This window comes from Clostridium sp. Marseille-P7770 (assembly GCF_902143525.1).
Classification (GTDB): Bacteria; Bacillota; Clostridia; order Lachnospirales; family Lachnospiraceae; genus Pilosibacter.
The window spans coordinates 98098-122340 of sequence record NZ_CABFVC010000003.1 but is presented as its reverse complement, the minus strand read 5'-3'; the positions used below and the strand labels follow the sequence as shown (position 1 = coordinate 122340).

The following is a 24243-nucleotide window of genomic DNA, read 5'->3' as shown; positions in this document are numbered from 1 at the left end:
CGCCTTTCTATGCTATGGTAAACTCATAGTCTTTAACAATAATCTGTGGTGTAAGAATACCTTTATAATTATTTAAAGCAGCCTTTCCAACCACATCCATATATCCCAATAAAGAATCAAATGTTTCTTCTTTACTCTCATATTCCTGAATAATCTGGTCTTTGTCTCTATCTACACCAAACATCACAAAAGCAAGTTCGTCGTTATAAATCGTTTTCCAAGTATTTAGGTTCTTTCCCATAACCATTGTGGATTCTTTGTATACCGGAATATGTGAAATATGAATCAAAGGTTCTTTCACGCCTTGACCGAACATATCCTTCATATCATCGATTGCTTTAATAAAAGCAACATCGATATCCTCTGCGCTTTTGTCAAAATCGACTTTCCAAATTGCTTGAAAATCAATATCTTTCCAGTTGTTATTGATGCAAGAAATTGCAGCTTGTACATTATCTCTGGCGATACTAAAACCTGCAGCATTATCATGTCCTTGTACAAACTCAAATAATCCGGTGTTTAACAGCTCTTTTTTTAAGCTCTCAATAGGACTATTATCGAAATTTCTACAAGAACCTCCATAAAACAATTCCCCATTTTCGCGTGGTGCTTGTCGTCTTAATAATAATGTCGGAAGGTTATATTTTTCTGCAATCTTAATAGCTACTAATCCCGTTAGTGCTTCTCCAAGAATTCCGGTTACATTTGCGAAAATAGCTTTATTTTTATTAAGGCATTTGTCAGAAATAAGGCGTTCAACCTCTGCTACCTCTTTGGTGACCTCTTTTATTTGTCTCGCCTTGGCGTTGGAACACAACCGCGCCGCCCTATCATAGATGGATTCATCAACCTCTTCGGTTTCACCGCGTTTTTTGTATTTGAACACTTCGTCAGTCTCAATAAAGGCTCTAAATAATAAATCCTTTTCGTCCTGATCACCAATGCGGATCATAGCGTTTAAGACTGGAGTGATATAAAACTGCACAGAAGTAATATTTACAATACCGTTCATAGAATAAGACTGTTTATCAATCAACGCTTTAAACAGCTTACTTCTGATTTTTGCAAGACCGCGCAAAACATAATATCTTGTTTCTGGTTCTCTCATATCCATAACATCAGAAATATTTGCTAAAGCGCACATATCTAACATACCAGATGCCGTGTCTTCCCATAATTCTTCGTCCAGTGCTTCCAGAAATTTATATACGATTCCCGCACCACAAAAGTTTTTGTTTGGATATCTACACATCTGGTTATTCACAACAATTGCATAATCATTTTCAACGTCGCAAATGTGATGATCCAGAATAACAATATCCATACCTTTATCTTTTAAATCTCTGCACTGCTCTACATCATTACTACCAGCATCAGGAATAATAAGCAGTTTGCAATCATCTGGAATTGTAATGTCCTTCGATAGCCCATGCTGTTTTTTTGTATGAAGCGAATATGTAATATTAAGATTCGGATCAATTTTCTTAAAAGCACGATAAACCATACTTCCAGCGGCATATCCATCAACATCGCAGTCTATCAGAATATGAATTCGATCTTTATTTCGAATGTGCTTTTCTGCACATTTTACTGCTTCGTCGATATTGTCTAACATACTGTATGAATAAGTATCACTTTCCTCAGGAGCTAAAAACCTATTTATGTTCTTAATTCCTCTATTTCTTAGGATTGTAACTTCTACATTACGTTCATCGTTTAACGATCCTTCAATTAATTTATATCTCAAGAAAGCACCTCTATTTCAATCTGTACACATTGTTTTTTAGTAACTTTTCAAATTTTTCTATCTCATCTGTCGGAGATTCTTTTTCATTAAGAATTCCGTCTTTATCTATTAGTGCATATACTTCTACTTCGTTGATAAAACGATCTGCAATTTCTTTTAATTCTTCTTGTTGAACGTCTTTATCATAGACAAAATAAAGCGGCACACACAGTCTGGTAAGCTTATCTATTTGACATTTAGAAATCTTCTTTCCACCTGTCGCAACAGCTTCGCAATAACCAGCTTCCCATAACTGCATAACTCCCTTTTCGGCTTCCACAATAAATGCGCGTCTTCTATTTCTTATATATGGCATTGTTTTATATAGCCCATATAAAATTTGTGATCTCGCACATTTTTCTAAGTAAATAAATTTCTGTACATTTTCTGGAACATCCCTATAAAAGTATCTTCCCTTAACGCCCACTAAATTACCCAAATCATCTCTGATTGGAATGATAATCCTATCAGACATTTCATCATATCCAACTTCGAACTCACGTTGAGTTTCGTATCCTACATGGTCTTCATTGAACATCTCGTTCACATAAGGTTCGAAGTAATTTAAGATTTTTTCAGGTATCGGTTTTAAAGGTTTTTCTTCTTCTCCAGATATATCGTCTGATATCTGCATCTGTAATAACATTTTTGTTATCCGTATGCTTTCTGGAAGATCTTCGTCGAAATTTGAGTAATAATCAATATCTAACTCATCGCAGATCCACTTGACTGCATACGGAAATGATTCTTTTTTATAAAACTCAACGAGGGATATAATATCTGATGATTTTCTACCATTTGTTATATCCCTCGTATAATTGATGGTAGTTAAATTTGTATTCTCGTAAACACATACGGCTGTCGTATTATCACCATCTGGATTAGTAGCTTGTATAAAGCCATCTCTTTTTCTGATGTGATGACACCCCAACCCTTCGAGAATTTTTTCAATTAGATCATTCTCCAAGATGTGCTCTTTTAAGACCTCGATATCCATTTATAACTACCATCCTCTCATTATTTTTTGACAAGAGAGCCAAGCTCTAACCATATATTTAAATCAAGATCAACTTCAAATAGAAGTCGTTCTTTCCGGCCAAATCTATTTTTATCACACACACAACAGTAATAGCGTTTATTCTCATCAAGACTATGAACCGTCTTTGTTCCCCAATCGCTGGTAGCAACATATCCGTATTTATGAAATTCTCCTTTGGGAATTTCCTTAAAGAGAAACAGAGTATGTAATACATGCTTAATAGCTTTACAGTTTGCAATGTTACTCGAAGTTAATTCATCAGGTTTAACAAAGTTAGCGTCATCAGTAAGCTGAATGGAAAGATATCCAAACATCTTTAGTTCTTTTGCCAGTTCTGTAAGTTTTGTTGCTGTAACCTTCATGGCAGCCCAATCTCCGGTTGTCGCTAAATCATTTTTAAATGTGTCATAAAAGAAATACTTTATCCCATATGTAAGATTTGCTTTTCGGATTTTAAACTCTAACGTCTTATCATCATATGCAGTAGAGATATCTTCTGTAAAAATAAGTCCCTGTGTTTCTTCTTCGATCCATTTTGCGATAGACATAATTTTCTGATATTCTTCTGAAGTTTCAGAAACACGCTTTACATAGTCTTCGATTGGTTCGATCACATCTCCCCACTCATCCTTTTTAGGGTAAAGGAATTCACCATTTTTGTCCCTGTAAAGACCCAGTGTTAATTCTTTCTCCTTTTTCTGAAGCTTTAATCCGTACAATGCTTGAAACTCAGGATTATTGATAACCGTCGTGATCAATGCATATCTAATCTCCTGAATACTCATCTCGTTAAGCAACACATATACTTTTTCTTTTAAAACCAATGTGATATAAGCAATCAACTTAGTCATATAACGACTTTTACCGGCATTGCTCAGCATACCTACTGCCATCGTAGATTCTGTTTTTAAACCTCGAATCATGTCGTTCATAATGGGAAAAGGAATAGGAATACCAAGATCAGGGGTTTCCATGCAATGAAGCAATGTAGATTGAATATTAGAATTTAAGATTTCTGCTTCCTCATTTGTTAAAATTACTGTGTGAATTCTATCTACTTTTGATCGAACTAAGCGATAAATATCCATTGCCGAGAGCAATTCAAATTTAGGATGTGTCATAATTTTCTCAACATTAAATCCATTTTTTTGATATTCTCTCAGTAACGAATACTTTTTAAGGACCTCATAATATCCGGCAAAATTTTCTGGAACAGCCAAGCTCATCCAGCTTTCAATAAGCTTCCAACCGCCATATTTTTTATATAACGATAAACGTTCTTCATCTTCTGCCATATAAGTGCTTATGATGCTTCGATTAAAATTTTGACTTCTTGTTTGATAAATTATTTCAGCGTTGTCGTAAAAGAACCTTGTTGACTCATCGTGAAAATCATATTTTGAACGAATGTTATGACCATTCTCAATAAATAAATCTGGTGATTTGTAAATACTTCCCACAACCAGAATTTCATTTGTAATATTAGATACTACATTCAAAATCGCACCGCCTTATTAAATTTCATCCAGCATCGAACTGATGTCTATTGTGTTATTCTCTTTCTTTTGTCGTTGCGGCAACACATCTCTATATCCAACAAATTCAATATTTTTTACCCGCTGCTCTTCTGCATCTGCTTGAGCAAGTTTTTGTTGTTCTTTCCATTTAAGATAAGCGTCATATTTCCCCAAAAGTATCGCAAGATCATAATATACCAAGCTAATACCGTTTATATCTTTTCCTTTTTTTCTGTTGTTTTCGGCTTGTCGCAAAAGGTATTTCTTTTTCTGTTTCCACATATCCAGAAGGTCCTCCGGTGGCACTGGTCGATTCAGATTTTTATATGTCCCTTTGTAAATGGATGCCATAAACGAAAAGAAATATTTTGGGAAATATGTAAGACCATACATATCAGAAATAAAATCATATAGCTCGCTTGTGGAGGTTTTTTTTCTTGGTTTTACTATTGGTTCTGGTTTCTTTTCTTCTTCTGAGATAAATTCCTGACATTGCTCTATTGTCATAGGGCTTCTTCTCTCGTTTGATGTGTAATAACCGATATAGCAATCTTTATGAGCACACACTCTCGTCTTTGCTCTTTCAAAAAAGAAATAATCATTTGACGCTATTGAGGTATCTATATCTTTTTTGCAAAAGAAGCATTTTCTTATTTTTTTTGCCATATTTTTTTAAAGCTATGCCGGGAAATCCCCAGCATAGCGTGAAATCTTGTTATCGAGTTACAATTTCGTAATACTTCTTTAATGTATCGATATCTGTAATCTTCTGATATGCTTTCGGAAGACCAGCTTCAACAATTGCCGTCTGTTTTTTACTCTTTTCTACCGGTGGAAGATTAGTGATTGCTGTCTTGATAGCTTCCTGATAGTCTGCTGCTGTTTTCGGACCAGAAACAGAGTCTGCACCAGTAGCCTTGTTATCTTCATACTCAGAATCGAATTTTGCATTATCCTTCTCTACTTCCTTAAGCTCCTTGGAAATAGCTGCATCCATATTATTCTGAACCACAAAATCTTTCTTGCCTTTGTTTTTTGTAATAGCAGACTGCCAATCCAGAATAGATGGCTCGACAATAATTTCATTCTGCTGATGTACAAGCGTTCTGTCCTTATTATCAATGAGACCTTTAATAATTCCATCTGTATCCTTGAACATACGGATTACGGTTTTGCAATTGTATCCAACATCTTTAAATCCATCAGGAACAAATCTACCAGTTCTGACCATCTTAATGGAACCATCTTTATCTCTGGAAGAATCCGTTTCTGCCTTCTCTCTGGCTGTCACAGCAAAATGCTTACCGCAAGCAAGAAGATCAAGGATAAGGTTCTGACCATCAAACTTTAAAGTGTTCCAATCTTTTAATTCCATCCCGGCTCCTTCGATTGCAACCTCTTTATCCATTCCAGTAAGTTCATTTCTCTTGGCTTTTACAGTTGCTCTCTTCTTGGAAAATTCAATGATACTTTGCTGTTTTGCCGTATACAGAAGCGTTGCTCCATCAACAACAATCATATCTGGTCTGAACGGCTGACCATCAGCATCAAGATATACTTCATCGGTTTCATTGCCGTCCTCATCAAACTCATAAAAATCCTCATTATTTTTTGCTTTCTTGATGAATTCTTCCACTTCTGTAAGAGACTGAGTATATACGATATAAATATTTCTGAGGTCGTATCCTTCCTCTTCGTACTTATCAAGATATGTATCAACGCCACCGTTCTCTGGGTCAATAAAAAGAACTCTAAACGGACGACCTTCCTCATTTACTAATTTCATAGACTCAAGACAAAAACTGGACTTCCATGTACCATAATCACCGTAAAGTAAAAAGCCTAATCTTGTCTTAATTTTATTTCCACCACGTCCTGTAGCCATTTATTATTTCCTCCGTATTATATGATTTTCTAAATTACTGTTTGTTGAAGCAGAACTGGATTTACCAGCCTGCCTCCTCATCTTCATCTTCTAATTTTCCGGAACCCCAACCATCAGTCTGTTTTCCGAAGTCATTCTCTGCCGCTTTAGACGCTTTAATCATTTCGATTGCTTTATCAATTTCCGCCTCAGAATATGTATTTGTATCAATGGTTTCAGGATCAGCGCCAGTAATAATCAGCTCACGCTTTGTTGGATTATTTACACGCTTCATATCGTTTTTCTGACCCCATACATTTGTAGACTCTACTTCCGTAACATCTTTCTCTACAGAAATATCTCCCCATACGTTGATGGAAGTATATGGCTTCAACTGCTTTCTAAAGGTATTTGCAAGACTTGCATCCACAACAATAAATTCAACATCTTCAATAGAGTTGTAGTTTACAATCTTTGCAGAAAGAGCAAATCTTCCGTCCTCTGTTTTTTCAATTCCGGTATATACAATAGTCTGGGTAAACTTTGCGTTCGGCTTGAAATCTTCTGCTGTAAAATCAATATCCTTTCCAAGAGAAATCTGGTTAGGAACAAACTTAGTGGAATGCTTGGATGTTTCACCGTCCTGATAAGAGCTGTATTCAATATTTCCTTTGATGAACACGGTCTTTTCATCGACAAGATTGTTGGAGACCTCAAGACAAGCATCATAGTCAGTTAAATGCTTTTTATCGTTTACGTCGTTACCCTTTGCATCCTTTGTTTTTGTAACCCCAACATTTACACCGATAAGAGAAAATCCATCCTCTGCAAAATTAAAACGATCCTTCCACGGAATTGTTTTAGTCTCAGACTTCCCTCCATTTTCTCCTCTTTTTGTAAAATACACATTCTCCTTTTCCATGCCATTAAGACCTACGGAAAGGGTTGCCTCCGGTTTAAACTGAACTCCAAAATTTACACTTCTCCATGGCTTGCCAGTTTTGGTAATCTTTTCTGTATAGAAACTATCTCTTTCTGTACCAGTAACCTTGCCACGAACCTGGAAAGTACCTCTTGTCTGTGGAAGATCTAAACCTTTTTTCTTTGTGTTTTCTGCCATTAAATGGACCTCCTAAAAATTTAATTTATTTGAATTATTGTTAATAAAAACAATCTATCTCAACGCCCGCATCTCACCGATACGGACGGATCATCAAACCGCTAATATGTAAAAATCTATCCAAAATAGCGATTTTGGGGTACAAAAACCCAAGGGTGCGCTATTTTCACCCTACCGAAATTTGGTATTATGTTTTATTTTTGGATTTTTAATCCGAACCGGATCAGGAACAAAATAGAAATCCTAATTAATTATTCTCTGTTTTCTTTTTACTTTTAGAAGATGTTTTAGCTGCTTCCATCAGTCGCAGATTGTCATTAATAAGAAGTGCCATTGCCTGGTCTGCTGTGAAACCTACATTCATATAAGCATCATAGGCATTCTTAAACACCCTTGCTTTCGTCTCTGGAAATTCTGTATTGTTAGCATAGTCTTTATAGATTCCCAGAAACTCATGTAGAATTCCATATGCAGCTGGCTTGTACAGCTCGATCACCTGTTTTACAAGCTCTACTGCCGCCATCGGATCCGCCTTGGCAGCTTCTACAAGTGCTTTTGTTGTTTCATCATTCATGTTGAAATTCATCTTTCGTCCTCCGTTTCTACGTTTCTAAAGTTGTGCCGATTCTTATACCACTCGGGATTGTTAACCGACTTCTCAGATACTTTTACACCCATGTTAATAAGCTTGCTCGCCTGAACCTTTCTAAATACATCTGAGTGCGGACCAATCGCCATACAGTAGTTGTAGCTGCCTTCTGCATCAAACACCCCACCATTACTACACACGAGCTGATTAAATTGGTATGTACCTTTGTCTGTTGTAATCTCTGTAACCTTCATATGTATACTCTCCTAATTTTTCGTAACAAGAAGCATAGCAATTACATGGCAAATCAGAAAAATTGTTCCGCCAACAGCGCTACCAAAAATACATTTTAGAACAGAAATTCCGATCATCGTCCCAGTAAGTGTTCCAGTATCAAATGCAATACAGCAAGCAATAATCGGTTTAACAAACATTAACCAACCACCAACATATAAACTTAAAATCACACCGAAAACCCAAATAATTAAAGCAATGGTTCCCTGAATCTTCCATTTATTTATTTTCACTCTTTTTCTCCTCTTTTTTCTTCTTTGCGCTGACTCTTTCAGCCTTTTCTTTTTCCTGCTGAACAGCCATCTTCTTCATTGTGCTCTTCATTTCTGTCATTTTGCATGTGATTCCCATAGTAGAATCCTCCTTGAAAATATATTATTTGCATTACTGCAGTGGACCAGGCGGGACTTGGACCCGCAAGGAAGTCTTATGCTCCACTTCTTCTGTTTATGAGACAGCTGCTTTGCCAATTTAGCTACTGGTCCATAACTGGGCATGTTGGATTCGAACCAACGAGTGCAAGAGTCAAATTCTTGTGCCTTGCCGCTTGGCGAATGCCCATCATTCTATATAGTTATTCTCTTTTCTGATCTCGATTTTTCAGAATTTTTCTTTCCAGTTCCAAGCGCATTTTCCTAAGTTCTTCTACGCCCATGTTCAAATACTCTTCTGGAATCTCGAAATGGTCATTTTCTTGGATCGGATCTTTGTTATTCATACTCTTATTCTCTTTTCTGGTGCAGAGCCGAACCGAAATCCAGCACCGCACCGTATTGTTTAATCTCTTCCTCTTACTACATTGTTCAGCAGCATCGCCACTGTCATCGGACCAACACCGCCAGGAACCGGTGTGATCGCAGACACAACATCTTTTACGTCCTCGAAATCAACATCGCCGCAAAGCTTGCCATTTTCATCGCGGTTGATCCCGACATCAATCACAACAGCGCCCTCTTTAATATATTCTCTGTTGATCATCTTAGGCTTACCAATTGCAACGATTAGAATGTCTGCTCTCTTGCAAACTTCCTTAAGATTCGGCGTATGGGAATGAGCAATCGTAACTGTCGCATTCTTATCGAGCATCAGGAGCGCCATTGGCTTTCCTACAATATTACTTCTCCCAACAATCACACACTCCTTGCCATCTGTCTCGATATTGTATTTCTCAAGCAGTTTTATAATGCCAAGCGGTGTTGCTGGTACAAAAAGACGACCGCCGTGCATTAAACGTCCTGCGCTGATTTTCGTGAATCCATCAACATCTTTAATTGGTTTAATTCTTTCAACAACTCGCCATTCAATAATATGTTCAGGAAGTGGTAACTGAACGATAATACCATTAACGGATTCGTCCTCGTTTAAAACATCGATTTCAGCGCGTAATTTTTCTTCTGGGATGCTCTCTTCGAAGTGTTTTACTTCACACTCTACACCAACATATTCACACGCCTTGACTTTGTTCTTAATATATGTATTTGATGCTGGATTATCGCCCACCTGCACGATTACAAGTTTTCGATGAACTCCAGAATCAACAATCTTCTTCAGATGCTCTTTTACTTCCTGGGCCGTTGCTTTTCCATCTAATAGAGTCATAAAATCATTCTCCTACAATCTTTACTTTACATCCAAATTTTTTCTCAATATCAGCCATGGTCACTTCCTTGGTTTTATTCTCAACTTCTATTAATGTAAAATTGTCAATTGGATACTGTTTTCCATTCAGCACTAATTTTCTTTGAACCACTATGTTTGGCGGAAAATACACTCCACGATCTTCTACTGATTGAGAAACATCAACACATGGGTTCACAAGCTCAATCCCTGTATCAAAACCAGTAATTTTAAATTTACAAATTTTTGTTTTAGTCTCTGCTTCCACACATAGCTCCAAATAAATTTTCTCATTTTTTATGTAGCCAGACACTTGTGTTATTTCAATTTTTTCAGCCACTTCGTTTAAGGTTTTCTCAACTTCGTTCATATATTTATTCTCCTTAATAATCCCAAGTTTCTACTGGATCTACTTCCCGATCTCTAAGCATGTCCACTTCTCTTTCGAGATCTTCGATCTCATCATTTAGGCTGTCAATTTCGGAACTTAGCTCATTGATTTTTAATGCGTAAAAGTATTCAATAGCTCCCGCAAGATTATCATTAAAATACTCTTTGACTAATTTTATGCAGTCTTCCATGTCCAGTGGAAATTCCCATGTCTCTCCAATAAGAACCGAAGTCGGATTTTTAACCATATGTATATTCTCCTCTCGAAATCAAACTTTCATAAAACTAAAAATGTGAGCTATTACTGGAACCGTCCATCCATCACCAAGAACATCTGCCGCATCTTTTTCGGACATATTTTTTATATATTCTTCTGGAACTCCTTGTAACCTTGCGCGTTCTTCTTTCCATAAGTATCTCGCTTTGTCAAAATCTCTTCCTTTGTAATCATCATATAATCTCGCAGAGGATTTTTGACCATTCAAAATTTCTTTTGTGATTTTTAAACAATTATCGAAATAGTCTTTAGAAGGAAATACCATCGTTCCAAATGATTTATACCAAAATCTATGAAATCTCTTAATTGGAGTCCAATTACAACCATTATAATATCCATGCGAATCGTTTTTACATAAACATTTTGCCTTTTCGTTCGGTACATATCCATCATTTAATACACTTGTCAACGTAACATTTTGATCTTTTGGAATTGTTACGTTAGGAATGTTTGTCCAATAATACCTATCTCTAAGTTGACCAGTTAAAATGGCGGAATTTATTCTAATAGGACGAACTCCCATCATTTTTGAAATAACCTCCTCGTCTTCTGGTTTCATCACCACATTTTCCATAAGAAAATATTTTGGTTCTACTTCTTTTAAGATCCTGTTGCACTCATAAAATAGACCTGATCGTTCAGGATCTTCTAATCCAATTTTTCTCTTTTTAATCATTGCCCTGGAAAAGCTTTGACAAGGACTTCCAAATATTACAATGTCAATATTTTCTTTAAAATCCCCAGTTTCTGTATGTAACATACCATTTTTATACGCTATTTTATTGACATTTCCAATATGTATAATATCTGGATAATTATCTTTTGCTACTTTAATTGCAATATCTTTGATTTCTGATGCAAAATATTTATCAACCTTAAAACCTGCCTTTTCCAATGCAATACGTCCACATGCCATTCCGTCGCATAAGCTTAACACAACTAATCCATTATCTAATGAATTTTCATTTTTACAAGGTGGTTGCAAACGCCTTATTTATATAAGTATTTACAATTTTAGAAAGGAAAATTGGTAAACTCCGGAATAAAGTGATTGTACAATCCCCATAAAATATGGGACTTTGAATACATTAAATAAAAATGAAATTTCTTTTATTTATTCTCTATAAAATAATTTGAAAGCAAAATTTCATCGGTTAGTCAAGTTTATTTTCTTCTTCCAGTTTTTGCTCTTTGTTCCGCCTTTCTTCGCATTTCTTTTTCTGATAACATTTACCACAAAGAGAAACCGGCGACCTTTTATACGTTTTAGGAGAGATGATATTTAGAATAATATCTCTCTCATTTAGACACGTATTAAGATAAAGCATTTTATGTTCTACCTGTTTTGCAATTCTATCCCTGTACCATGTTAAAAACATACCGCGCCTCCTATTCAACAATAATTTTCGCATCAATAACCAGAACTTCCGCTGAATCTGGGATCCCATTTATCTTATTTTTTTCAAAATCCACAAATCTATTATTAAAATATTCGTCTGGTGTGTCGGACTTTAATTTCATACAAAGCCGATTATCATACATGAAGCATTGACCTACTGGAACATCCTTAATTAGCTTTCTTCTCCCGCCATAGTTATTTACAATTTCCACTTATTTCTTCTCCTTTTGAAACGCAGGTTTTACAAGTTACTCGATTTGAACAAGCATTCCACTACAATCATATTCTCTTAAAAAATCAGTAAAAAATGTGTCGTTTGTATACTCATCTGCAAGCTTACATTGCTTTTCATTCAGCATTGTTACGCTGTTGAAATCTGATAAATATTTTCCAAAATAAGAATTCTCATAGAACCCAATTATGTTCTTTGTAATATCTTTAATTGAATCGTCGTTTGATAAAAATAATTTATCGCAAACCACAAATTTACCCGTTTTTTGTTGCTTTAAATTAGGAGTATATAAGCTGTAACAATATCCCATTTTTTATCATCCTTCCGCTTTTTTGACATCAAACAGTTTCTCGGCACACTCGTGGCAGATCATGATCGTTTCATAAGTCGTCCAATCTGGTAGCCGAAAAAGCCCAATTCCTCGCGAAGTATTTTGATATTTAATTCTCGTTGACTTTTGAAAACAATATTTCTCATCTGCGTCATTTTTCTTACAAACATCACATATTTCTCTAATCATAATTACCTCTGAAAAACACATTTTATTATTTTTCTACAAATGCATCATCAAGCTTTCTCATCTCTCTGATACAACCATCAAGATACAAAATGGTATCATCAAGCTTTATTGTCATATACTTTACACGCAGTTTATTAAGTAGTTTTTTTATTTCTTTCACCGATTTCTTCTCCCTCGAAAGATTTAATTCATCTGCCAGTTACCACCATAAATGTCGGAAATATTTTGCGAACAGTTCCAGTCCTTCTTCGATCACTTTATTGCGGCGTTGTTCTTCTTCGTCATGTGCTTTTCTGATTTCTGCTACCCAGTCCTCTTCGTCAATAACCAATTTATGAAGACCTGGTTTTTCTGTTGGCTCCGATCTAATATATAGTCCATCAGTATAGTCATATTCTTTATTGTTAAGCCACCAATTGTCATCGTCAACGAGATATTCGAAAGCAACGATCATCTTGTCCAAAATAGCGTCCCATTTTTCAGGAGTATCAACTTCGCCAAAGCCTGGATAGCCGTTATTTTTCTTCTTAAATAGCTGTAAACGCGGGAGAACGTACTCGGCAATTTTGTAGTAGAGGTTCCAGGCGTCCTTTGGATTAATGTATTTTCCATGCTTCTTCAGCCATTTCTTTCTGCTACGATCCTTCATATATGTATTCTCCTATTTAAACTTTCTGAAATCGAATTCTGCACCACAAGAGCACTTAATTACGCCGACCAATCCAAGCGCTGTCGGAGTAAAAATATAGGTATAACTTGCTTTCGGATGTTCCTGCATTTCGTGCTTATACTTCCATTCATTGATCTGCTTTTCTTCTTTTTCGGTAATAGGAAATCCTCTGTGAGCATCCTTCTTCAGCTCGTCATATTTATGCTGCAGATTCCGCAATTCATCATCTTTGTAATGCTCGCTTTTGAGATGTTTATTATCTGCTTCGAGAATTTTAATACGAATATTTTGATCAGCATTTCTTTCCTTCAAAGATTCTATGCATTTGTCAAAATCAAGTACGTGTTTAACCTTGCCGTCTTCCCATTTTGTATATTCCATATGATTATTCTCCTATGCCATAGCCAGATCACACTCATGGAAATCTAATAACATCTGATACTTTTCTTCTCCGAATCGACGCTGCCATCGCTTCATAGTTCTCGTCGGCTCGCTCCAATTGAGGTTCCAACTGAACGGTAGCATATGGTAATTGATCAGGAAACAGATATCCACGATATTCTTCTCGTTTGGTTTTTGCGATAAGACTTCATATGAACCGACATTCTCATGATTGTAGTAACGAGCTACACCATTCTCGTCGATAGTCTGTGTAAACAGTTTCCCAACATCATGCAGTAATGCCCCAGCATACCATGGCTGCCTGTATTCCTTGACGTCGAAGAACATATCTGCAGCAAGCTGACAATGCTTATCTAAAGTAAAAGCATGGTACGGACTTTTCTGATCATACCCTTTCATCATCTCGCCGAATTTATAAGGTCGATCTTTAAAACCACCTACAATCCTGATCTCCGTCCAACCCTCCTCTGGATAAGGAATTTGGAACCGGCGGCGCTGGTGTTCAATTACCTCATCAGGGACCGGCCACTCACGCAACTTGTTGTCAACCAGGCATTGCTGGTATGGTTTTGGAACGATCAGACAAATCTTATTGATATCCAGACCATTCACCTTGTCCAGAATAGCTCTACGGGACTTCATTGTGATGTTTGTCGCATCTACGATCACACTTTTATGTTTCTCTAAATTTTTGCGGATTCTATCATGGAAAATTCGGAATGCCTCGTTATTCTTGCTCTGATCCGCACGATTTCCATTGCATAATTCTTCCCTGATCTCGTCAGAGGAGACGATCACGCTGTTAGGCATCTTTTTCTGATACTCTTTTGCAATGGTGGACTTTCCACTGCCGGAAAGCCCGCATATAACATAGAGTGAAGGTTTGTTGTTTTTGTGCTCGTTCATACTTCTCCTTTTACAACTCTCTCATTTACACTCTCAACAAAATCGTTGATTGCTTTGTAATCCGGATTTTCCGGAAGACTCGTATTCTTCTTCGCGTAATCCAGACGCTTCTCGTATTCATCTACCATTTCATAAAATTCTGGGATTGGCTGCCGATTGGCATCAAGATATTTACCGTTTCGAATGTCCATAAGAAGATCATGCTCGTCTGCTCTATATGTAACAATTCTCTCTTTTTCAAGAATGTCTAAACACATTAAATACAGTCTGATAAGATGCATCATGTGCTTTCCTAATTTATCCTTCTGGATCGCTTTCTCGTTTCTTTTACCAATTTTGGCATAGGATTTTACGATACTCTGCATCTCAGACCATAAATCTTTGTAATCTCTTAGTGGATAATGTTTGAGGTGAACATCCATGAAAATTTCTGAATCATATCCTTCCTGAATTGCAACGTCAGTATAGAGTTTGATCGCGTCTTCTGGCATAGTGAAGTATCGCGCCTTAAAATCATATTCTGCATGTTTAATGGTATTCAGAATATATTCTTCGTTCTGTGCCTGTCCAACTAACCTATTAGCTTTATTCTCCATCCTTCGCAACTGCTGGTTCGCATATCCTCCAAAAGAATATACCGCCCTCTTAGACAAGAATAGATGTGTATTATCCAGTAACTCCTGACCAATGGGAGAAACGTAAAGATAATGTTCCGGCTTGTTACCAAGTTCTTCGATGGTGTTGGGATTGCAGTTAGAAAGTAGTGTGATTAGTTTATTAAAGGAATAGATTGTAGTGTCGGTCTCTTCGTTTACAAACTGCTCAAACTTTTCATTTGTAAGCAACTGGCGTTTCGAATTTAATGCACATCCGCGAATGTCCAGATCAGAGTTTTCGGTGTTGGTTCCATAGGCATAGCTGCCGCCAAGAGTTAAAAGAATAATATTCTTTCCAAGATTCTTATCGGTTTTCAAGAAATCATATTCTTTTGACGAAAGTTTTGTTTCAATGTCTTTGATTGTCATTCTTACTCCCACTTCTCCAAGCTATTGTCTTCTGGACAATAACCAAGTTTAATTTCACTTAGCTTCACATAACGTAAAAACGATTTATCCCATTCTTCCTCAATGCTTTCCAAATCGTATATTTCACGATATTCTAATAAAACATCTTTATCCGGTAATTCTATAAGATCTTTGATTTGAATATATGTATAGCAATCATTCATATAAAGAGACTGGTCTGAAAATTTCTTGTCTATTTCATAAGGGGTAAATTGACCAGGTTTTCTCACATAGAGTATTCTGAAGATATGGTCGCTACCGAAATCAAGGAACCAAGTTTCTAAATCCGTCATTAGCAAAAGTCTCCTTTTATAAAATCATATCCATCTTTATCCTTTGTATAAAACGACTTATCGGGACGCCAGAAATTATTATGATTATAAGGATCTAATTTCTCATACTCAATATGATCAAATGGAGCAGTAATATCATAATCATCTTCCGTGCTTTCAATGAGATATTGTTTCCCGCCGAACCCGTTTTTAACGCCCTCTGGGATATATTTCATATACATAATCTTTTGATCTTTTCCCCAATCAACAAGTTCATGTTTTAGCTCATCTAACGTAAATACTTGCCCGTATTCATCAAAAATCTCAAGATCATTTTCGTGAGCCGAAATAAATTTGATCATTTCAGAAACGCTTCTGTATGCTTTGTCATGATTCTGGAATAGCGGCATCCATCCAATACTTCTCTTTCCAATATGTATTTCATATCCCAAATACGGCTCATCAACCAATTCATACTCGTTTGGAAAATGTTTCTTCACAAGTTCCTTGTTTTGAGTCATCAAATAGTAATTTGTACTCAATTTTCAGTCCTCCTGAAATGCTTATTTTGTCACTCTCTATAATCATTATAAATCTCTAAGCACGGTGTCTTTTCGTCCTCAAATGAAGTTCCAAGAATAACCTCGTTATTCACGTTCTTTTGAAACTCTATTAGCTCTTCCAAAGTATTCAGCTCAATTCCCCAAGTTGTTACATCCATAAGATCTCTGGCAATATGGCCATTCTCTAAAATTCTATGATTTTTTCCTTCCTCAAACCATTTCTTTTGACCAAAATAACCTTTGACAGCTTCGTCAAATTCTTCTGGGGATTTAAACGTTCGTTCATCAACATATGTCAATGTCATCTCAAAACATTTTTTATGAGGTTTTCCTTCTCTCTTTCTTGTTTCTGTTACTTGAAAAATCATATATCTCTTATCTCCTATGCCACAATCATGTTGCAGCTCTCTGGTGTCTCAATTGTCTCTTCGCCATCATAGCTAAGAATGAAAAAGTTAGTTCCCTTTGGGATCCAAGCAATTTCCAAATTTTCAGTATCAGCAACAGCCCAATCATATCCAATACTTTCTAAAAAATCTGCCATATCAAAACAATCTTTATTGGACAGCCAGAACTCTATAACTCTTTTGTCTAAAGCCAGCCGGTATGCTTCTTCACCTTTTAAGTGGTTAAATTCGACATCCCAGGTGCTCCAACCTTTTCCATATAGTACCGCCAGTTCACCCTTCTCATTGTACAGTCTTTCATATGTTGCCATTTATATATTCTCCTGTTGAAAGCGTAATTTTATCGATCTACAAAATTCATTTCTTTTTCACTCTTTTGTTCACAATTCTCTCCGAACCACCATTCTCGAAAATTTTCAGCTTGCATATTTTTCTTCAGTTCATCAATGTTTTCTTCAATTAGCTCTAAAGTAAATAATTCCTCTGAAAGAACTTCAATACAGTTCTCGTCCATGTATAAGTTCACTCCATCGGACCATGTATCCCAGTCTCCCCAGCCACGAATCACTCCCGTATATGTCTTTTTAAACCATGCGCTATATTCCTCCTCTGCAACCTTTTCGCTTTCAGCATAAATGAATTTTTTGTTTCTTAATACCCAATATTTTTCTACTTTTGGCTCTTTATTTTTACTAAATATGCCTGGATATGTAGTGTATGAAAAGAATTGCGCCGTACAAACACTATATAATTTTTTCATAATTACCATTTCTCTCTTTCACAGTCCAAATTTGGAAAGAAATTCGGATTTTTGATGAATTCATCCCAACAGCAACATCCCATTTCAAGGTCATGAATCCAGTTAATTAATTCATGTAAAGCATCGAAAAACTGCTCTTTTGTTGGCTTATAAATATACCCGATATCAAAATCGTCATCGTCTCGTATTCCAACGCCGATTTCATATTTAGACCATGAAAAAAATGGCTTATCATACATTGCAATTAAGATAATTCGAGGCTTTCCGCAAAATACTTCCTCATTATCGAATTTTATATTTGCATCTATACTGAGATACTCTGTTGCCTCGATGCGTGTTCTCAAAGGTGGATAATAACGTTTTACAAATTCCATTTTATTCCTCTTTATTTGCTTTGTGTATTTAACATCTTTATCATTGTATCAGCTTGCTCATTTACCGTCTCCTGCAAAACATTGTTATTATGTACAAGACAATGGATATACTCAACAAGCTGTTTCTTTGTAATACTCATAAGAGTAGAATCTGAATATTCTTTCTCCCATTTAATCGGAGCTGAATCAGACTTTAGAGGGATATAATGAGCACAATCTTTCTCATTTACATCACCAAACTCTCTGCATAATTTCCGGAAATCACACTCCAAATTCTGACAAGTAAACGGTTTATAATTCGGCATAAACTACCTCTTTCTGTATTTCTTAATATCCTCTTTTCTGGCAAGTTCACAATTAAACCATGAACTTGTTTTTTCATCACAAGACCAGCTCGTCGCTCCAAAATCAAAGGCCATGAATTTTATTCCATTTCTTCCAGCATAATATCTTCTCCTTTTAGCTCTATCATCAAAGTCCCAGACTAAAACCGGTGTATCTACTGGAACCCTCTCCCAATCAATTTCTAATTCTTTATATTCAGAATTGGCCCATTCTTTAAGCTCTTCAGTACAGGTATCACAATGAAAATCACAGTCAGCACAAAAAGTATCACTACAAGAACATGGCTTTCCATTGACAACACCAACATCTTTTACATTCACTGCAAGCTCAACAATTTCCTTTGCAAATTTTTCTTTATTTAACATCTAAAACTCCTTTTGAAACTAAAATTTTGTTAGCATTTCTCAAACCTAAAAATACTGTTTCTGGTCTCGATGATAACAGTATTGTCATCCGGCACAGAAACTCTTTTCACACGACTCGTTGCCAAGATAAAACTGCTATAATCGCTACCGTCCTGATCCTTTACATAATGCAGAATCATCGGGATTCCTACTTTAATGTTCTCCAAATTAAGATCTACTGTTCGTCCCACTCTATGTATGTATCTGCCGTCTTCACGGTCAGTCCAGCGTTCTCCACAAGTGCCGGAATGCTGAATTTTTGTGATTTTATACTCCATCAATTTCTCCTAACTTAATTCAATAAACATCAGCCATGTTCCAATAATTTGAACGAAATGAATTACTTGATCCTGAATTAAATTAATCTTTTTCTTGTTTGCTTTCTGATCGTCTACGTAACAATGGATTGCCCAGTTAAGCACAAAATACACAAGTAAAATAACTGAAATTTTTCCAGTAGTCACATATGTGTAAACTGTCGGAATCAGCATAATCATAAATGTCCAGCTAAACGCATGTTCACAGAGCGCCATAAGATAATCTTTTACGTATAATTTATCTGGCGAGTTTTTCTCCCACCAGCTTTTTTGTTTTGCAGAAGCCAACCAACCTTGCAGGTAATAATCGTCCACAATATGCAAAAATAACATTCCAAATAATAAATATAGCTTCAAATTTTCTCCTCCTACGAAAGATCGATTTCATCGTTCATTTTTATAAAATAAGTACCACAAAATAAGCAGATAAATGAAACTTACGATATTGTCACACTCTCTGTTAAACTGTAATTCTCCAAACTGCAGCCATTCTGATGCGTACCATATTGCCGTGACTGCGAGATTTACTATCAGTGCTTTAATAAATGCTTCAATCATCTTGAATTTCCAACTTTACTAATTCTACCCAGTCCTTATAGTCATCATGTAATACTTCTTCCGGCATACATAATGCCAATCTATAAAAGCCAACCTCAATTAACGCCTTAATAATTCTACTGCGCTTTATTTTGATATCTTTTTGAACTACTTTTACGATAAAATTTGCATAATCATCCAACATTTCCGCCTGGTATAAATTGATTCTAAGCATCCTGCACCACCTCTTTGAATTTAGCCTCTTTCACGTTATAATTGCTTGTAACCTGAACGCCTAACATCGTCAGCAATTCGATCCAATCGACGCTATGTAATTTATCCCTTTCAATCTTAAATGGTCCAAACTCAAGGATCTCTTTATTATCCTCAAGCGTATAAATAATCTGTGGTGGCATATCGTTCCTCCTATATTTTCTAAAGCACTACCCGTGGCTGTGACACCACGGATAGCAAAAATCAATCACTCTCCCATATTGATGATTGGAGTGTTACTCCCCACAACCTCTGGAAGTGCGCCATTCCATTTTTCATACTTCTGCTTCTGAATCAGTTCCGGTGTAAGAGATGCCGCAATTTTCTGGTTAGCTTCGGCTTCTGCCTGTGCCTTAATTCTTGTAGCTTCGGCTTCACCTTCCGCCTGGATCTTCTTCTGTTCAGCAACAATAGCAGCCTTTTCCTTTTCCTGCTCTGCCGCGATCAGGGCAACTTCCTTATCCTTATCGGCCTGAACCTTTGCAGTCTTAGCTTCAATATTGGCAAGTTCCAACTCCTGCTGTGCAGTTACTTTCTTCTGGATCGCTGCAGATGTCTCGGCGTCTGTGGAGATGTTCGTAAAGTTCACGGTGTCGATAACAATACCATATGGCGCAAATTTCTGTTTCAAATATACGTCCAGGGCCTCATTGAGTTCCTGTCGCTTATCGCCAAAAACGTCGGTTACAGGGTATTTTGCAGTAACTTCCTGTGTCCATGCTCTCATCTTCGGCTTAATAAATGTGTCCTTAACCGTTTTGCCCGACTGTCCCTTAAACATTACAAACGTATCAGCAATCTTTTCCTGGTCGAACTTGTAAGAAAACTCCAAATCGACCTTCAAGGATTTACCATCAGATGTTGGCGTGGAAAAACTTTCATCTTCTGGCGAATCACCCTTTTCCTCGGACGTAAGATAGGACTGCTCGATACCAATGGAATATGTTGTAACTTTCTTTGTCGGTGCTACCAAATGCCAGCCCTGTGTGATCACCTCTCCATCAACTCCGCCGGATAAACCGTTATAAACAACTCCAACATAACCTGCGGGAATCTTCTCAGTACACTTAAATCCTCCGGCTACAATAGCGATAATCACTGCAGCTGTTGCCGCTCCGCCTAATAGTCCCCTTTTACTCATCCTTTTTCTCCTCGTTTTCGTTTTTATCGTCCATCTGATCAAATGCATTTTTACCAATTTTTAAAAGCAAGCTTCCTAATGGTTTGAATGCAAATGACAATAGAAACCAAATTGCAATCGCAATGACAATTACCAATACTACAAATACTGGGTTCATAACTTCTTCCTCATTTACTTTCTCTTTTTACCAAACAGATATCCTGCTGCGAATGCAATAGCAAACGCAGCAATAAATGTTCCAAGATTTAATGCAATCATAGCGGCTCTCCTACTCAATACACTTAAAGGACACGTCTGTACGACGATTCATAGCCTTATGCTCTTCGGTGTCATTGTCAACCATCGGCTTACTAGAACCATTTCCAACTGTAATAATTCTGTCAGCAGAAATTCCATTCAGAACAAAATACTGCTTAACAGTTTCTGCCCTCTGCTGAGAAAGCATCTTATTTGCAACATCCTGCGGATCAGAGTATGGATTCGGGTCTGTATTTCCCGCAATTTCAATGATTGTTCCGTCAAGAACCTTTGCAATACTAATAAACTCATCGAGTTTTTGAGTAGCTTCGGCAGAATCTGTAAACTTTGCAGTGTTGATGATAAAGTTTACGGTCGCGGATTTCTGTAATAATGCGGTAGTGTCGAGCACTTCCTGTTTATTCTCTTCTGTAACAACTACATTAGCATCTGTTTTTGTAAGATCCTGAGCGTCATATTTATCAGAGAGAGCAGACATATATGTATTATCAAAAATTGTATTCAGAAGGTCTCTGTTCACCGTTTCTCCAATGGATTCCCAAACACCACACATATCAGAGAAAATGGTCTTTGCTGTTCCATCTAATAAACTCATATTGTCGGCATAAGTACAAAGTTTCGCAGATGCACAGTTTCCTAAAATATCGTCATCGGAAGCTGTAGAGAACATCGGCATAACACTCTTGATAGTAGTTAAATCCGTCTCGTATAATTCTGCAGCCTGGAGAGATCCATCGATAAACGCCGTCACTGTATCTGGATATTTCTCTGCAAAATCAGCATTAAATAAAATACCATCCATAATTAAACTGGAAGAGCTTGCAGTGCTGAATAAAATATGTGCATCGGACATGTTCTGAGCCTGAGTAAGATACGGCTCCCATGTAGCAGCCACATCGATCTGTCCTGCAAAGAATGCTTTTGCAGCTTCGTCTGGAGTCTCAAAGAAAATAAGATTATTAATGATCATATCTTTCTGATCCTGAGATAAGTCAGACTGATTTACAAACCACACAACTAAAGAGTGTGCTTCAGAGAACTGCGGAACGCCAATCTTTGCATTCACAAGATCTGTAACGGAATTAATAGAGGATTTCGCGATAATGCCGTCACCGCCATTAGAGAAATTGGTAACATACGGCATAATCACATCTACACCTGCATCGTCAAACTTCTTAGAAAGGAACGCCGTTCTATTGATTGTGTAACCTGCCGCGTCTAATTTCCCGCTAACTAAAGCGTTACTGGACTGAGTAGCATCATTAATAATGCTGATGTTTACTTTAATGCCAAGCTTATCGTAAATCGAACCTTCTTTTGTGCTTAAACCACCGTTAGCGTCGATAATGGACTTCCAACCAATCCACTCATCCAAGGAAAGGTTGATAGTTCTATCATCATCTTTGTCTGTGTTAATCACATTTCCGTCATCGTCTGCCACCACAGTCTCAGATACTTGTTCAGTTTTTGTTCCAGCCACGGTTTCTGTTGTGTTTTTATTGGAGTTTTTAATAAATCCTGTCTTCATTCCAACATACATACCACCGCAAATTAACGCCATTACAATAATTGCGATCAGGATCTTGGCCGCCTTGGTCAGTCTAAATCTCTTTGTACTCATACTCTTCTCCTTATTTATTGTATTTTTTCTTTAAAGAATCCAGATAGTCGTTGCTACTGGTTTTTCGCGCTTCCGCTTCTGCTCTTGCAAACTTCGTAGACGTTCTGTTTTCATGCACAACTCTGGAACCCTCAACAATAGCGTCGAGATCCTTATTTTTTTCGCGGACAGAGGTAAGAAGTTTGTCCGTCGCAGTGACATTTTTCAGATCGTCCATGTCATCATAAACTTCCTGAAGCTGTTTCTTTACTTTCATATTCTCTACAACTTCCTTGCTTTCTCGTCTTAATGCTCGAAGATTTTTTTCGCAGCGTTCCTGTGTTTCTTTTGCGGTCGCTGTAGCTTTTTCATACGCTTTTACAAGCTCGGCTGCCCTGTTAATATCCGCAATAATTTCCTCTCTCTCTTCGGCCTTTAACTGTGCGGAATCAATTTTTCCAGTTTTCACTAGCGCTTCGCAGTCCATCTCAACTTTTTTCAGCTTTGCTTTTAAATTATCCAGATCTCTTTTAGCATTGCTGTATTTTCCTGCTGCAAGTTTATATGCATTATCTGCTTTGTTGTACGCATCCTGCGCCTGGTCAATTTTTTCTCCATAAATAGCCTCTGCGCCCTCTGGTGTTGTTGCCATATCCTTAACAAAAACTCTTGTAATTCCCTTTAAAAGAGTCCGAAGCTCAGGAGAAATCCATAGCGCCAATCCAATTACAACAATAATAAGAATTGGCAGAATATTTCTAAGTTCCATTAAACCTCACCTCCTACAAAAGAAATTAATTTGCTGATTCTGTCAGACTCCGCATTGATTGTCTCGGTGGAAACTTTAAGCACAGCCTGTTCCTCCGCAATGTTCTTCTCTAACTCGGCAATTGTCTCTTTGCAAGATTCGATTCTTTCCTGATAGTCTGCAACCAATGCATTCTTTTCAGAAGATATCTTTTCAAGCGCACCCTTTAAAATCTCAACACGCTTTTCGCCATCTTCGGTAACGATTTCGGCATTTAATCCGAATACTCCCAGCGCAGAAAGAACGCTATTTTTCTTTGTTTCAGTCACCATCTCTTTAGGAAGAGAATTCATAAGTTCCTCTACTTTAAAAATAGACTTTGACTGGTCGCTAAGGTCGTTCTGATCGTACACATCTGCAATCAACGTATCTGCGTTTACTGCTTCCAGATTTACATCTTCGACCTGCTCATCTGGGAGACCTACCATATAATCTGCGTCACTTGGTCGGTCAACTTCCTCTACAAGACCTAATTTTTGAAATAATCCCATGTTCTAC

40 protein-coding genes and 2 tRNA genes are annotated in these 24243 nt (G+C 37.0%); all 42 read right to left on the bottom strand.

What is annotated here, in order from left to right; all coding sequences use genetic code 11:
* Positions 1-7: 7 nt before the first annotated feature.
* The 42 genes from FN001_RS07680 to FN001_RS07495 all read right to left on the bottom strand — a co-directional run bounded on the left by FN001_RS07680 (position 8) and on the right by FN001_RS07495 (position 24236).
* Positions 8-1747: a DHH family phosphoesterase gene (locus FN001_RS07680; protein WP_142411436.1), complete on the bottom strand. Its 1740-nt coding sequence runs from the start codon at positions 1745-1747 to the stop codon at positions 8-10.
* Positions 1748-1757: 10 nt separating this feature from the next.
* On the bottom strand, positions 1758-2783 hold the full coding sequence (locus FN001_RS07675) for a DNA primase (protein WP_142411435.1): 1026 nt from the start codon (positions 2781-2783) through the stop codon (positions 1758-1760).
* Between the two features lie 20 nt (positions 2784-2803).
* Positions 2804-4324, bottom strand: coding sequence for a replicative DNA helicase (locus tag FN001_RS07670; protein ID WP_142411434.1), 1521 nt, complete (start codon positions 4322-4324; stop codon positions 2804-2806).
* Between the two features lie 15 nt (positions 4325-4339).
* Positions 4340-4849, bottom strand: coding sequence for a hypothetical protein (locus tag FN001_RS07665; protein ID WP_142411433.1), 510 nt, complete (start codon positions 4847-4849; stop codon positions 4340-4342).
* Between the two features lie 208 nt (positions 4850-5057).
* Positions 5058-6227, bottom strand: coding sequence for a hypothetical protein (locus tag FN001_RS07660; protein WP_142411432.1), 1170 nt, complete (start codon positions 6225-6227; stop codon positions 5058-5060).
* Between the two features lie 61 nt (positions 6228-6288).
* Entirely contained in the window at positions 6289-7326 is a 1038-nt protein-coding gene (locus FN001_RS07655; RefSeq protein ID WP_142411431.1) for a hypothetical protein, read from the bottom strand.
* A gap of 247 nt (positions 7327-7573) precedes the next feature.
* Positions 7574-7912: a hypothetical protein gene (locus FN001_RS07650; protein ID WP_142411430.1), complete on the bottom strand. Its 339-nt coding sequence runs from the start codon at positions 7910-7912 to the stop codon at positions 7574-7576.
* Positions 7909-8169, bottom strand: coding sequence for a hypothetical protein (locus tag FN001_RS07645; protein ID WP_142411429.1), 261 nt, complete (start codon positions 8167-8169; stop codon positions 7909-7911). The genes FN001_RS07650 and FN001_RS07645 overlap by 4 nt, the downstream gene beginning before the upstream one ends.
* 12 nt (positions 8170-8181) lie before the next feature.
* Positions 8182-8442, bottom strand: a complete 261-nt coding sequence (locus FN001_RS07640; RefSeq protein WP_142411428.1) for a hypothetical protein — start codon at positions 8440-8442, stop codon at positions 8182-8184.
* Positions 8429-8560, bottom strand: a complete 132-nt coding sequence (locus tag FN001_RS18610) for a hypothetical protein (protein WP_279230959.1) — start codon at positions 8558-8560, stop codon at positions 8429-8431. The genes FN001_RS07640 and FN001_RS18610 overlap by 14 nt, the downstream gene beginning before the upstream one ends.
* A gap of 42 nt (positions 8561-8602) precedes the next feature.
* A tRNA-Ile gene (locus tag FN001_RS07635) sits at positions 8603-8694 on the bottom strand.
* A gap of 4 nt (positions 8695-8698) precedes the next feature.
* A tRNA-Gln gene (locus tag FN001_RS07630) sits at positions 8699-8770 on the bottom strand.
* Positions 8771-8783: 13 nt separating this feature from the next.
* On the bottom strand, positions 8784-8927 hold the full coding sequence (locus tag FN001_RS18050; RefSeq protein ID WP_185911869.1) for a hypothetical protein: 144 nt from the start codon (positions 8925-8927) through the stop codon (positions 8784-8786).
* Positions 8928-8986: 59 nt separating this feature from the next.
* Entirely contained in the window at positions 8987-9808 is an 822-nt protein-coding gene (folD, locus tag FN001_RS07625; protein ID WP_142411427.1) for a bifunctional methylenetetrahydrofolate dehydrogenase/methenyltetrahydrofolate cyclohydrolase FolD, read from the bottom strand.
* A 4-nt stretch (positions 9809-9812) separates the two neighbouring features.
* On the bottom strand, positions 9813-10196 hold the full coding sequence (locus tag FN001_RS07620) for a hypothetical protein (RefSeq protein WP_142411426.1): 384 nt from the start codon (positions 10194-10196) through the stop codon (positions 9813-9815).
* 13 nt (positions 10197-10209) lie between these two features.
* On the bottom strand, positions 10210-10464 hold the full coding sequence (locus tag FN001_RS07615) for a hypothetical protein (RefSeq protein WP_142411425.1): 255 nt from the start codon (positions 10462-10464) through the stop codon (positions 10210-10212).
* A gap of 21 nt (positions 10465-10485) precedes the next feature.
* A complete protein-coding gene (locus FN001_RS07610; RefSeq protein WP_279230958.1) occupies positions 10486-11430 on the bottom strand; it encodes a DNA cytosine methyltransferase in 945 nt (314 codons plus the stop codon).
* Positions 11431-11647: 217 nt separating this feature from the next.
* Positions 11648-11872, bottom strand: coding sequence for a hypothetical protein (locus FN001_RS07605; RefSeq protein ID WP_142411423.1), 225 nt, complete (start codon positions 11870-11872; stop codon positions 11648-11650).
* Between the two features lie 10 nt (positions 11873-11882).
* Positions 11883-12104 (bottom strand): hypothetical protein, encoded by a 222-nt coding sequence (locus FN001_RS07600; RefSeq protein WP_142411422.1) that lies wholly within the window; start codon positions 12102-12104, stop codon positions 11883-11885.
* A gap of 36 nt (positions 12105-12140) precedes the next feature.
* Entirely contained in the window at positions 12141-12434 is a 294-nt protein-coding gene (locus tag FN001_RS07595) for a hypothetical protein (RefSeq protein WP_142411421.1), read from the bottom strand.
* A 235-nt stretch (positions 12435-12669) separates the two neighbouring features.
* Positions 12670-12804, bottom strand: a complete 135-nt coding sequence (locus tag FN001_RS18605; protein ID WP_279230957.1) for a hypothetical protein — start codon at positions 12802-12804, stop codon at positions 12670-12672.
* Between the two features lie 39 nt (positions 12805-12843).
* Positions 12844-13293, bottom strand: coding sequence for a hypothetical protein (locus FN001_RS07590; protein WP_142411420.1), 450 nt, complete (start codon positions 13291-13293; stop codon positions 12844-12846).
* A 12-nt stretch (positions 13294-13305) separates the two neighbouring features.
* Positions 13306-13695, bottom strand: coding sequence for a hypothetical protein (locus tag FN001_RS07585; protein WP_142411419.1), 390 nt, complete (start codon positions 13693-13695; stop codon positions 13306-13308).
* Between the two features lie 12 nt (positions 13696-13707).
* Entirely contained in the window at positions 13708-14622 is a 915-nt protein-coding gene (locus FN001_RS07580) for an AAA family ATPase (protein WP_142411418.1), read from the bottom strand.
* Positions 14619-15647 carry a DNA polymerase beta superfamily protein gene (locus FN001_RS07575; RefSeq protein WP_142411417.1) on the bottom strand — a complete coding sequence of 343 codons (1029 nt, stop codon included), beginning with the start codon at positions 15645-15647 and terminating at the stop codon, positions 14619-14621. Before FN001_RS07575 ends, FN001_RS07580 begins: the two co-directional genes overlap by 4 nt.
* A gap of 2 nt (positions 15648-15649) precedes the next feature.
* Positions 15650-15979 (bottom strand): hypothetical protein, encoded by a 330-nt coding sequence (locus FN001_RS07570; RefSeq protein WP_142411416.1) that lies wholly within the window; start codon positions 15977-15979, stop codon positions 15650-15652.
* Positions 15979-16500, bottom strand: coding sequence for a hypothetical protein (locus tag FN001_RS07565; protein WP_142411415.1), 522 nt, complete (start codon positions 16498-16500; stop codon positions 15979-15981). Before FN001_RS07565 ends, FN001_RS07570 begins: the two co-directional genes overlap by 1 nt.
* Before the next feature lie 29 nt (positions 16501-16529).
* Complete coding sequence (locus FN001_RS07560; RefSeq protein ID WP_142411414.1) at positions 16530-16889, bottom strand: hypothetical protein; 360 nt, start codon at positions 16887-16889, stop codon at positions 16530-16532.
* 14 nt (positions 16890-16903) lie between these two features.
* Entirely contained in the window at positions 16904-17239 is a 336-nt protein-coding gene (locus tag FN001_RS07555) for a hypothetical protein (protein ID WP_142411413.1), read from the bottom strand.
* Positions 17240-17268: 29 nt separating this feature from the next.
* Entirely contained in the window at positions 17269-17688 is a 420-nt protein-coding gene (locus FN001_RS07550; RefSeq protein WP_142411412.1) for a hypothetical protein, read from the bottom strand.
* Positions 17689-17690: 2 nt separating this feature from the next.
* The gene (locus FN001_RS07545) at positions 17691-18062 is read right to left on the bottom strand and encodes a hypothetical protein (RefSeq protein WP_142411411.1); all 372 of its coding nucleotides are present in this window, start codon (positions 18060-18062) and stop codon (positions 17691-17693) included.
* Positions 18063-18073: 11 nt separating this feature from the next.
* Positions 18074-18367, bottom strand: a complete 294-nt coding sequence (locus FN001_RS07540; RefSeq protein WP_142411410.1) for a hypothetical protein — start codon at positions 18365-18367, stop codon at positions 18074-18076.
* Positions 18368-18370: 3 nt separating this feature from the next.
* Positions 18371-18772: a hypothetical protein gene (locus tag FN001_RS07535; protein ID WP_142411409.1), complete on the bottom strand. Its 402-nt coding sequence runs from the start codon at positions 18770-18772 to the stop codon at positions 18371-18373.
* 29 nt (positions 18773-18801) lie between these two features.
* Positions 18802-19089: a hypothetical protein gene (locus tag FN001_RS07530; RefSeq protein ID WP_142411408.1), complete on the bottom strand. Its 288-nt coding sequence runs from the start codon at positions 19087-19089 to the stop codon at positions 18802-18804.
* 9 nt (positions 19090-19098) lie between these two features.
* Positions 19099-19485: a DUF3307 domain-containing protein gene (locus FN001_RS07525; protein WP_243121970.1), complete on the bottom strand. Its 387-nt coding sequence runs from the start codon at positions 19483-19485 to the stop codon at positions 19099-19101.
* A 193-nt stretch (positions 19486-19678) separates the two neighbouring features.
* Positions 19679-19900 (bottom strand): hypothetical protein, encoded by a 222-nt coding sequence (locus tag FN001_RS07520; RefSeq protein ID WP_142411407.1) that lies wholly within the window; start codon positions 19898-19900, stop codon positions 19679-19681.
* Complete coding sequence (locus tag FN001_RS07515) at positions 19893-20081, bottom strand: hypothetical protein (RefSeq protein ID WP_142411406.1); 189 nt, start codon at positions 20079-20081, stop codon at positions 19893-19895. Before FN001_RS07515 ends, FN001_RS07520 begins: the two co-directional genes overlap by 8 nt.
* Before the next feature lie 65 nt (positions 20082-20146).
* On the bottom strand, positions 20147-21079 hold the full coding sequence (locus FN001_RS07510) for a prohibitin family protein (protein ID WP_185911868.1): 933 nt from the start codon (positions 21077-21079) through the stop codon (positions 20147-20149).
* Positions 21072-21236 carry a hypothetical protein gene (locus tag FN001_RS18045; RefSeq protein WP_185911867.1) on the bottom strand — a complete coding sequence of 55 codons (165 nt, stop codon included), beginning with the start codon at positions 21234-21236 and terminating at the stop codon, positions 21072-21074. Before FN001_RS18045 ends, FN001_RS07510 begins: the two co-directional genes overlap by 8 nt.
* A 111-nt stretch (positions 21237-21347) precedes the next feature.
* A complete protein-coding gene (locus FN001_RS07505; RefSeq protein WP_142411404.1) occupies positions 21348-22958 on the bottom strand; it encodes a phosphate ABC transporter substrate-binding/OmpA family protein in 1611 nt (536 codons plus the stop codon).
* A gap of 10 nt (positions 22959-22968) precedes the next feature.
* On the bottom strand, positions 22969-23706 hold the full coding sequence (locus FN001_RS07500) for a hypothetical protein (protein WP_142411403.1): 738 nt from the start codon (positions 23704-23706) through the stop codon (positions 22969-22971).
* The gene (locus FN001_RS07495; RefSeq protein WP_142411402.1) at positions 23706-24236 is read right to left on the bottom strand and encodes a hypothetical protein; all 531 of its coding nucleotides are present in this window, start codon (positions 24234-24236) and stop codon (positions 23706-23708) included. The genes FN001_RS07500 and FN001_RS07495 overlap by 1 nt, the downstream gene beginning before the upstream one ends.
* Between the last annotated feature and the right edge of the window lie 7 nt (positions 24237-24243).

Bases quoted from the DNA above. Each gene is read 5' to 3' on its own strand.
- FN001_RS07555 (WP_142411413.1), bottom strand. From the start codon at position 17,239: ATGGCAACATATGAAAGACTGTACAATGAGAAGGGTGAACTGGCGGTA.
- folD (WP_142411427.1), bottom strand. From the start codon at position 9,808: ATGACTCTATTAGATGGAAAAGCAACGGCCCAGGAAGTAAAAGAGCAT.
- FN001_RS07620 (WP_142411426.1), bottom strand. From the start codon at position 10,196: ATGAACGAAGTTGAGAAAACCTTAAACGAAGTGGCTGAAAAAATTGAA.
- FN001_RS07575 (WP_142411417.1), bottom strand. From the start codon at position 15,647: ATGACAATCAAAGACATTGAAACAAAACTTTCGTCAAAAGAATATGAT.
- FN001_RS07535 (WP_142411409.1), bottom strand. From the start codon at position 18,772: ATGTTAAATAAAGAAAAATTTGCAAAGGAAATTGTTGAGCTTGCAGTG.
- FN001_RS07500 (WP_142411403.1), bottom strand. From the start codon at position 23,706: ATGGAACTTAGAAATATTCTGCCAATTCTTATTATTGTTGTAATTGGA.
- FN001_RS07605 (WP_142411423.1), bottom strand. From the start codon at position 11,872: ATGTTTTTAACATGGTACAGGGATAGAATTGCAAAACAGGTAGAACAT.
- FN001_RS07655 (WP_142411431.1), bottom strand. From the start codon at position 7,326: ATGGCAGAAAACACAAAGAAAAAAGGTTTAGATCTTCCACAGACAAGA.
- FN001_RS07560 (WP_142411414.1), bottom strand. From the start codon at position 16,889: ATGATTTTTCAAGTAACAGAAACAAGAAAGAGAGAAGGAAAACCTCAT.
- FN001_RS07545 (WP_142411411.1), bottom strand. From the start codon at position 18,062: ATGGAATTTGTAAAACGTTATTATCCACCTTTGAGAACACGCATCGAG.
- FN001_RS07540 (WP_142411410.1), bottom strand. From the start codon at position 18,367: ATGCCGAATTATAAACCGTTTACTTGTCAGAATTTGGAGTGTGATTTC.
- FN001_RS07650 (WP_142411430.1), bottom strand. From the start codon at position 7,912: ATGAATTTCAACATGAATGATGAAACAACAAAAGCACTTGTAGAAGCT.
- FN001_RS07595 (WP_142411421.1), bottom strand. From the start codon at position 12,434: ATGGGATATTGTTACAGCTTATATACTCCTAATTTAAAGCAACAAAAA.
- FN001_RS07675 (WP_142411435.1), bottom strand. From the start codon at position 2,783: ATGGATATCGAGGTCTTAAAAGAGCACATCTTGGAGAATGATCTAATT.
- FN001_RS07615 (WP_142411425.1), bottom strand. From the start codon at position 10,464: ATGGTTAAAAATCCGACTTCGGTTCTTATTGGAGAGACATGGGAATTT.
- FN001_RS07550 (WP_142411412.1), bottom strand. From the start codon at position 17,688: ATGAAAAAATTATATAGTGTTTGTACGGCGCAATTCTTTTCATACACT.
- FN001_RS07495 (WP_142411402.1), bottom strand. From the start codon at position 24,236: ATGGGATTATTTCAAAAATTAGGTCTTGTAGAGGAAGTTGACCGACCA.
- FN001_RS18050 (WP_185911869.1), bottom strand. From the start codon at position 8,927: ATGAATAACAAAGATCCGATCCAAGAAAATGACCATTTCGAGATTCCA.
- FN001_RS18045 (WP_185911867.1), bottom strand. From the start codon at position 21,236: ATGAACCCAGTATTTGTAGTATTGGTAATTGTCATTGCGATTGCAATT.
- FN001_RS07520 (WP_142411407.1), bottom strand. From the start codon at position 19,900: ATGCTTAGAATCAATTTATACCAGGCGGAAATGTTGGATGATTATGCA.
- FN001_RS07665 (WP_142411433.1), bottom strand. From the start codon at position 4,849: ATGACAATAGAGCAATGTCAGGAATTTATCTCAGAAGAAGAAAAGAAA.
- FN001_RS07585 (WP_142411419.1), bottom strand. From the start codon at position 13,695: ATGGAATATACAAAATGGGAAGACGGCAAGGTTAAACACGTACTTGAT.
- FN001_RS07515 (WP_142411406.1), bottom strand. From the start codon at position 20,081: ATGCCACCACAGATTATTTATACGCTTGAGGATAATAAAGAGATCCTT.
- FN001_RS07660 (WP_142411432.1), bottom strand. From the start codon at position 6,227: ATGGCTACAGGACGTGGTGGAAATAAAATTAAGACAAGATTAGGCTTT.
- FN001_RS07590 (WP_142411420.1), bottom strand. From the start codon at position 13,293: ATGAAGGATCGTAGCAGAAAGAAATGGCTGAAGAAGCATGGAAAATAC.
- FN001_RS07580 (WP_142411418.1), bottom strand. From the start codon at position 14,622: ATGAACGAGCACAAAAACAACAAACCTTCACTCTATGTTATATGCGGG.
- FN001_RS18610 (WP_279230959.1), bottom strand. From the start codon at position 8,560: ATGGGAATCACATGCAAAATGACAGAAATGAAGAGCACAATGAAGAAG.
- FN001_RS07510 (WP_185911868.1), bottom strand. From the start codon at position 21,079: ATGAGTAAAAGGGGACTATTAGGCGGAGCGGCAACAGCTGCAGTGATT.
- FN001_RS07505 (WP_142411404.1), bottom strand. From the start codon at position 22,958: ATGAGTACAAAGAGATTTAGACTGACCAAGGCGGCCAAGATCCTGATC.
- FN001_RS07645 (WP_142411429.1), bottom strand. From the start codon at position 8,169: ATGAAGGTTACAGAGATTACAACAGACAAAGGTACATACCAATTTAAT.
- FN001_RS07570 (WP_142411416.1), bottom strand. From the start codon at position 15,979: ATGACGGATTTAGAAACTTGGTTCCTTGATTTCGGTAGCGACCATATC.
- FN001_RS07530 (WP_142411408.1), bottom strand. From the start codon at position 19,089: ATGGAGTATAAAATCACAAAAATTCAGCATTCCGGCACTTGTGGAGAA.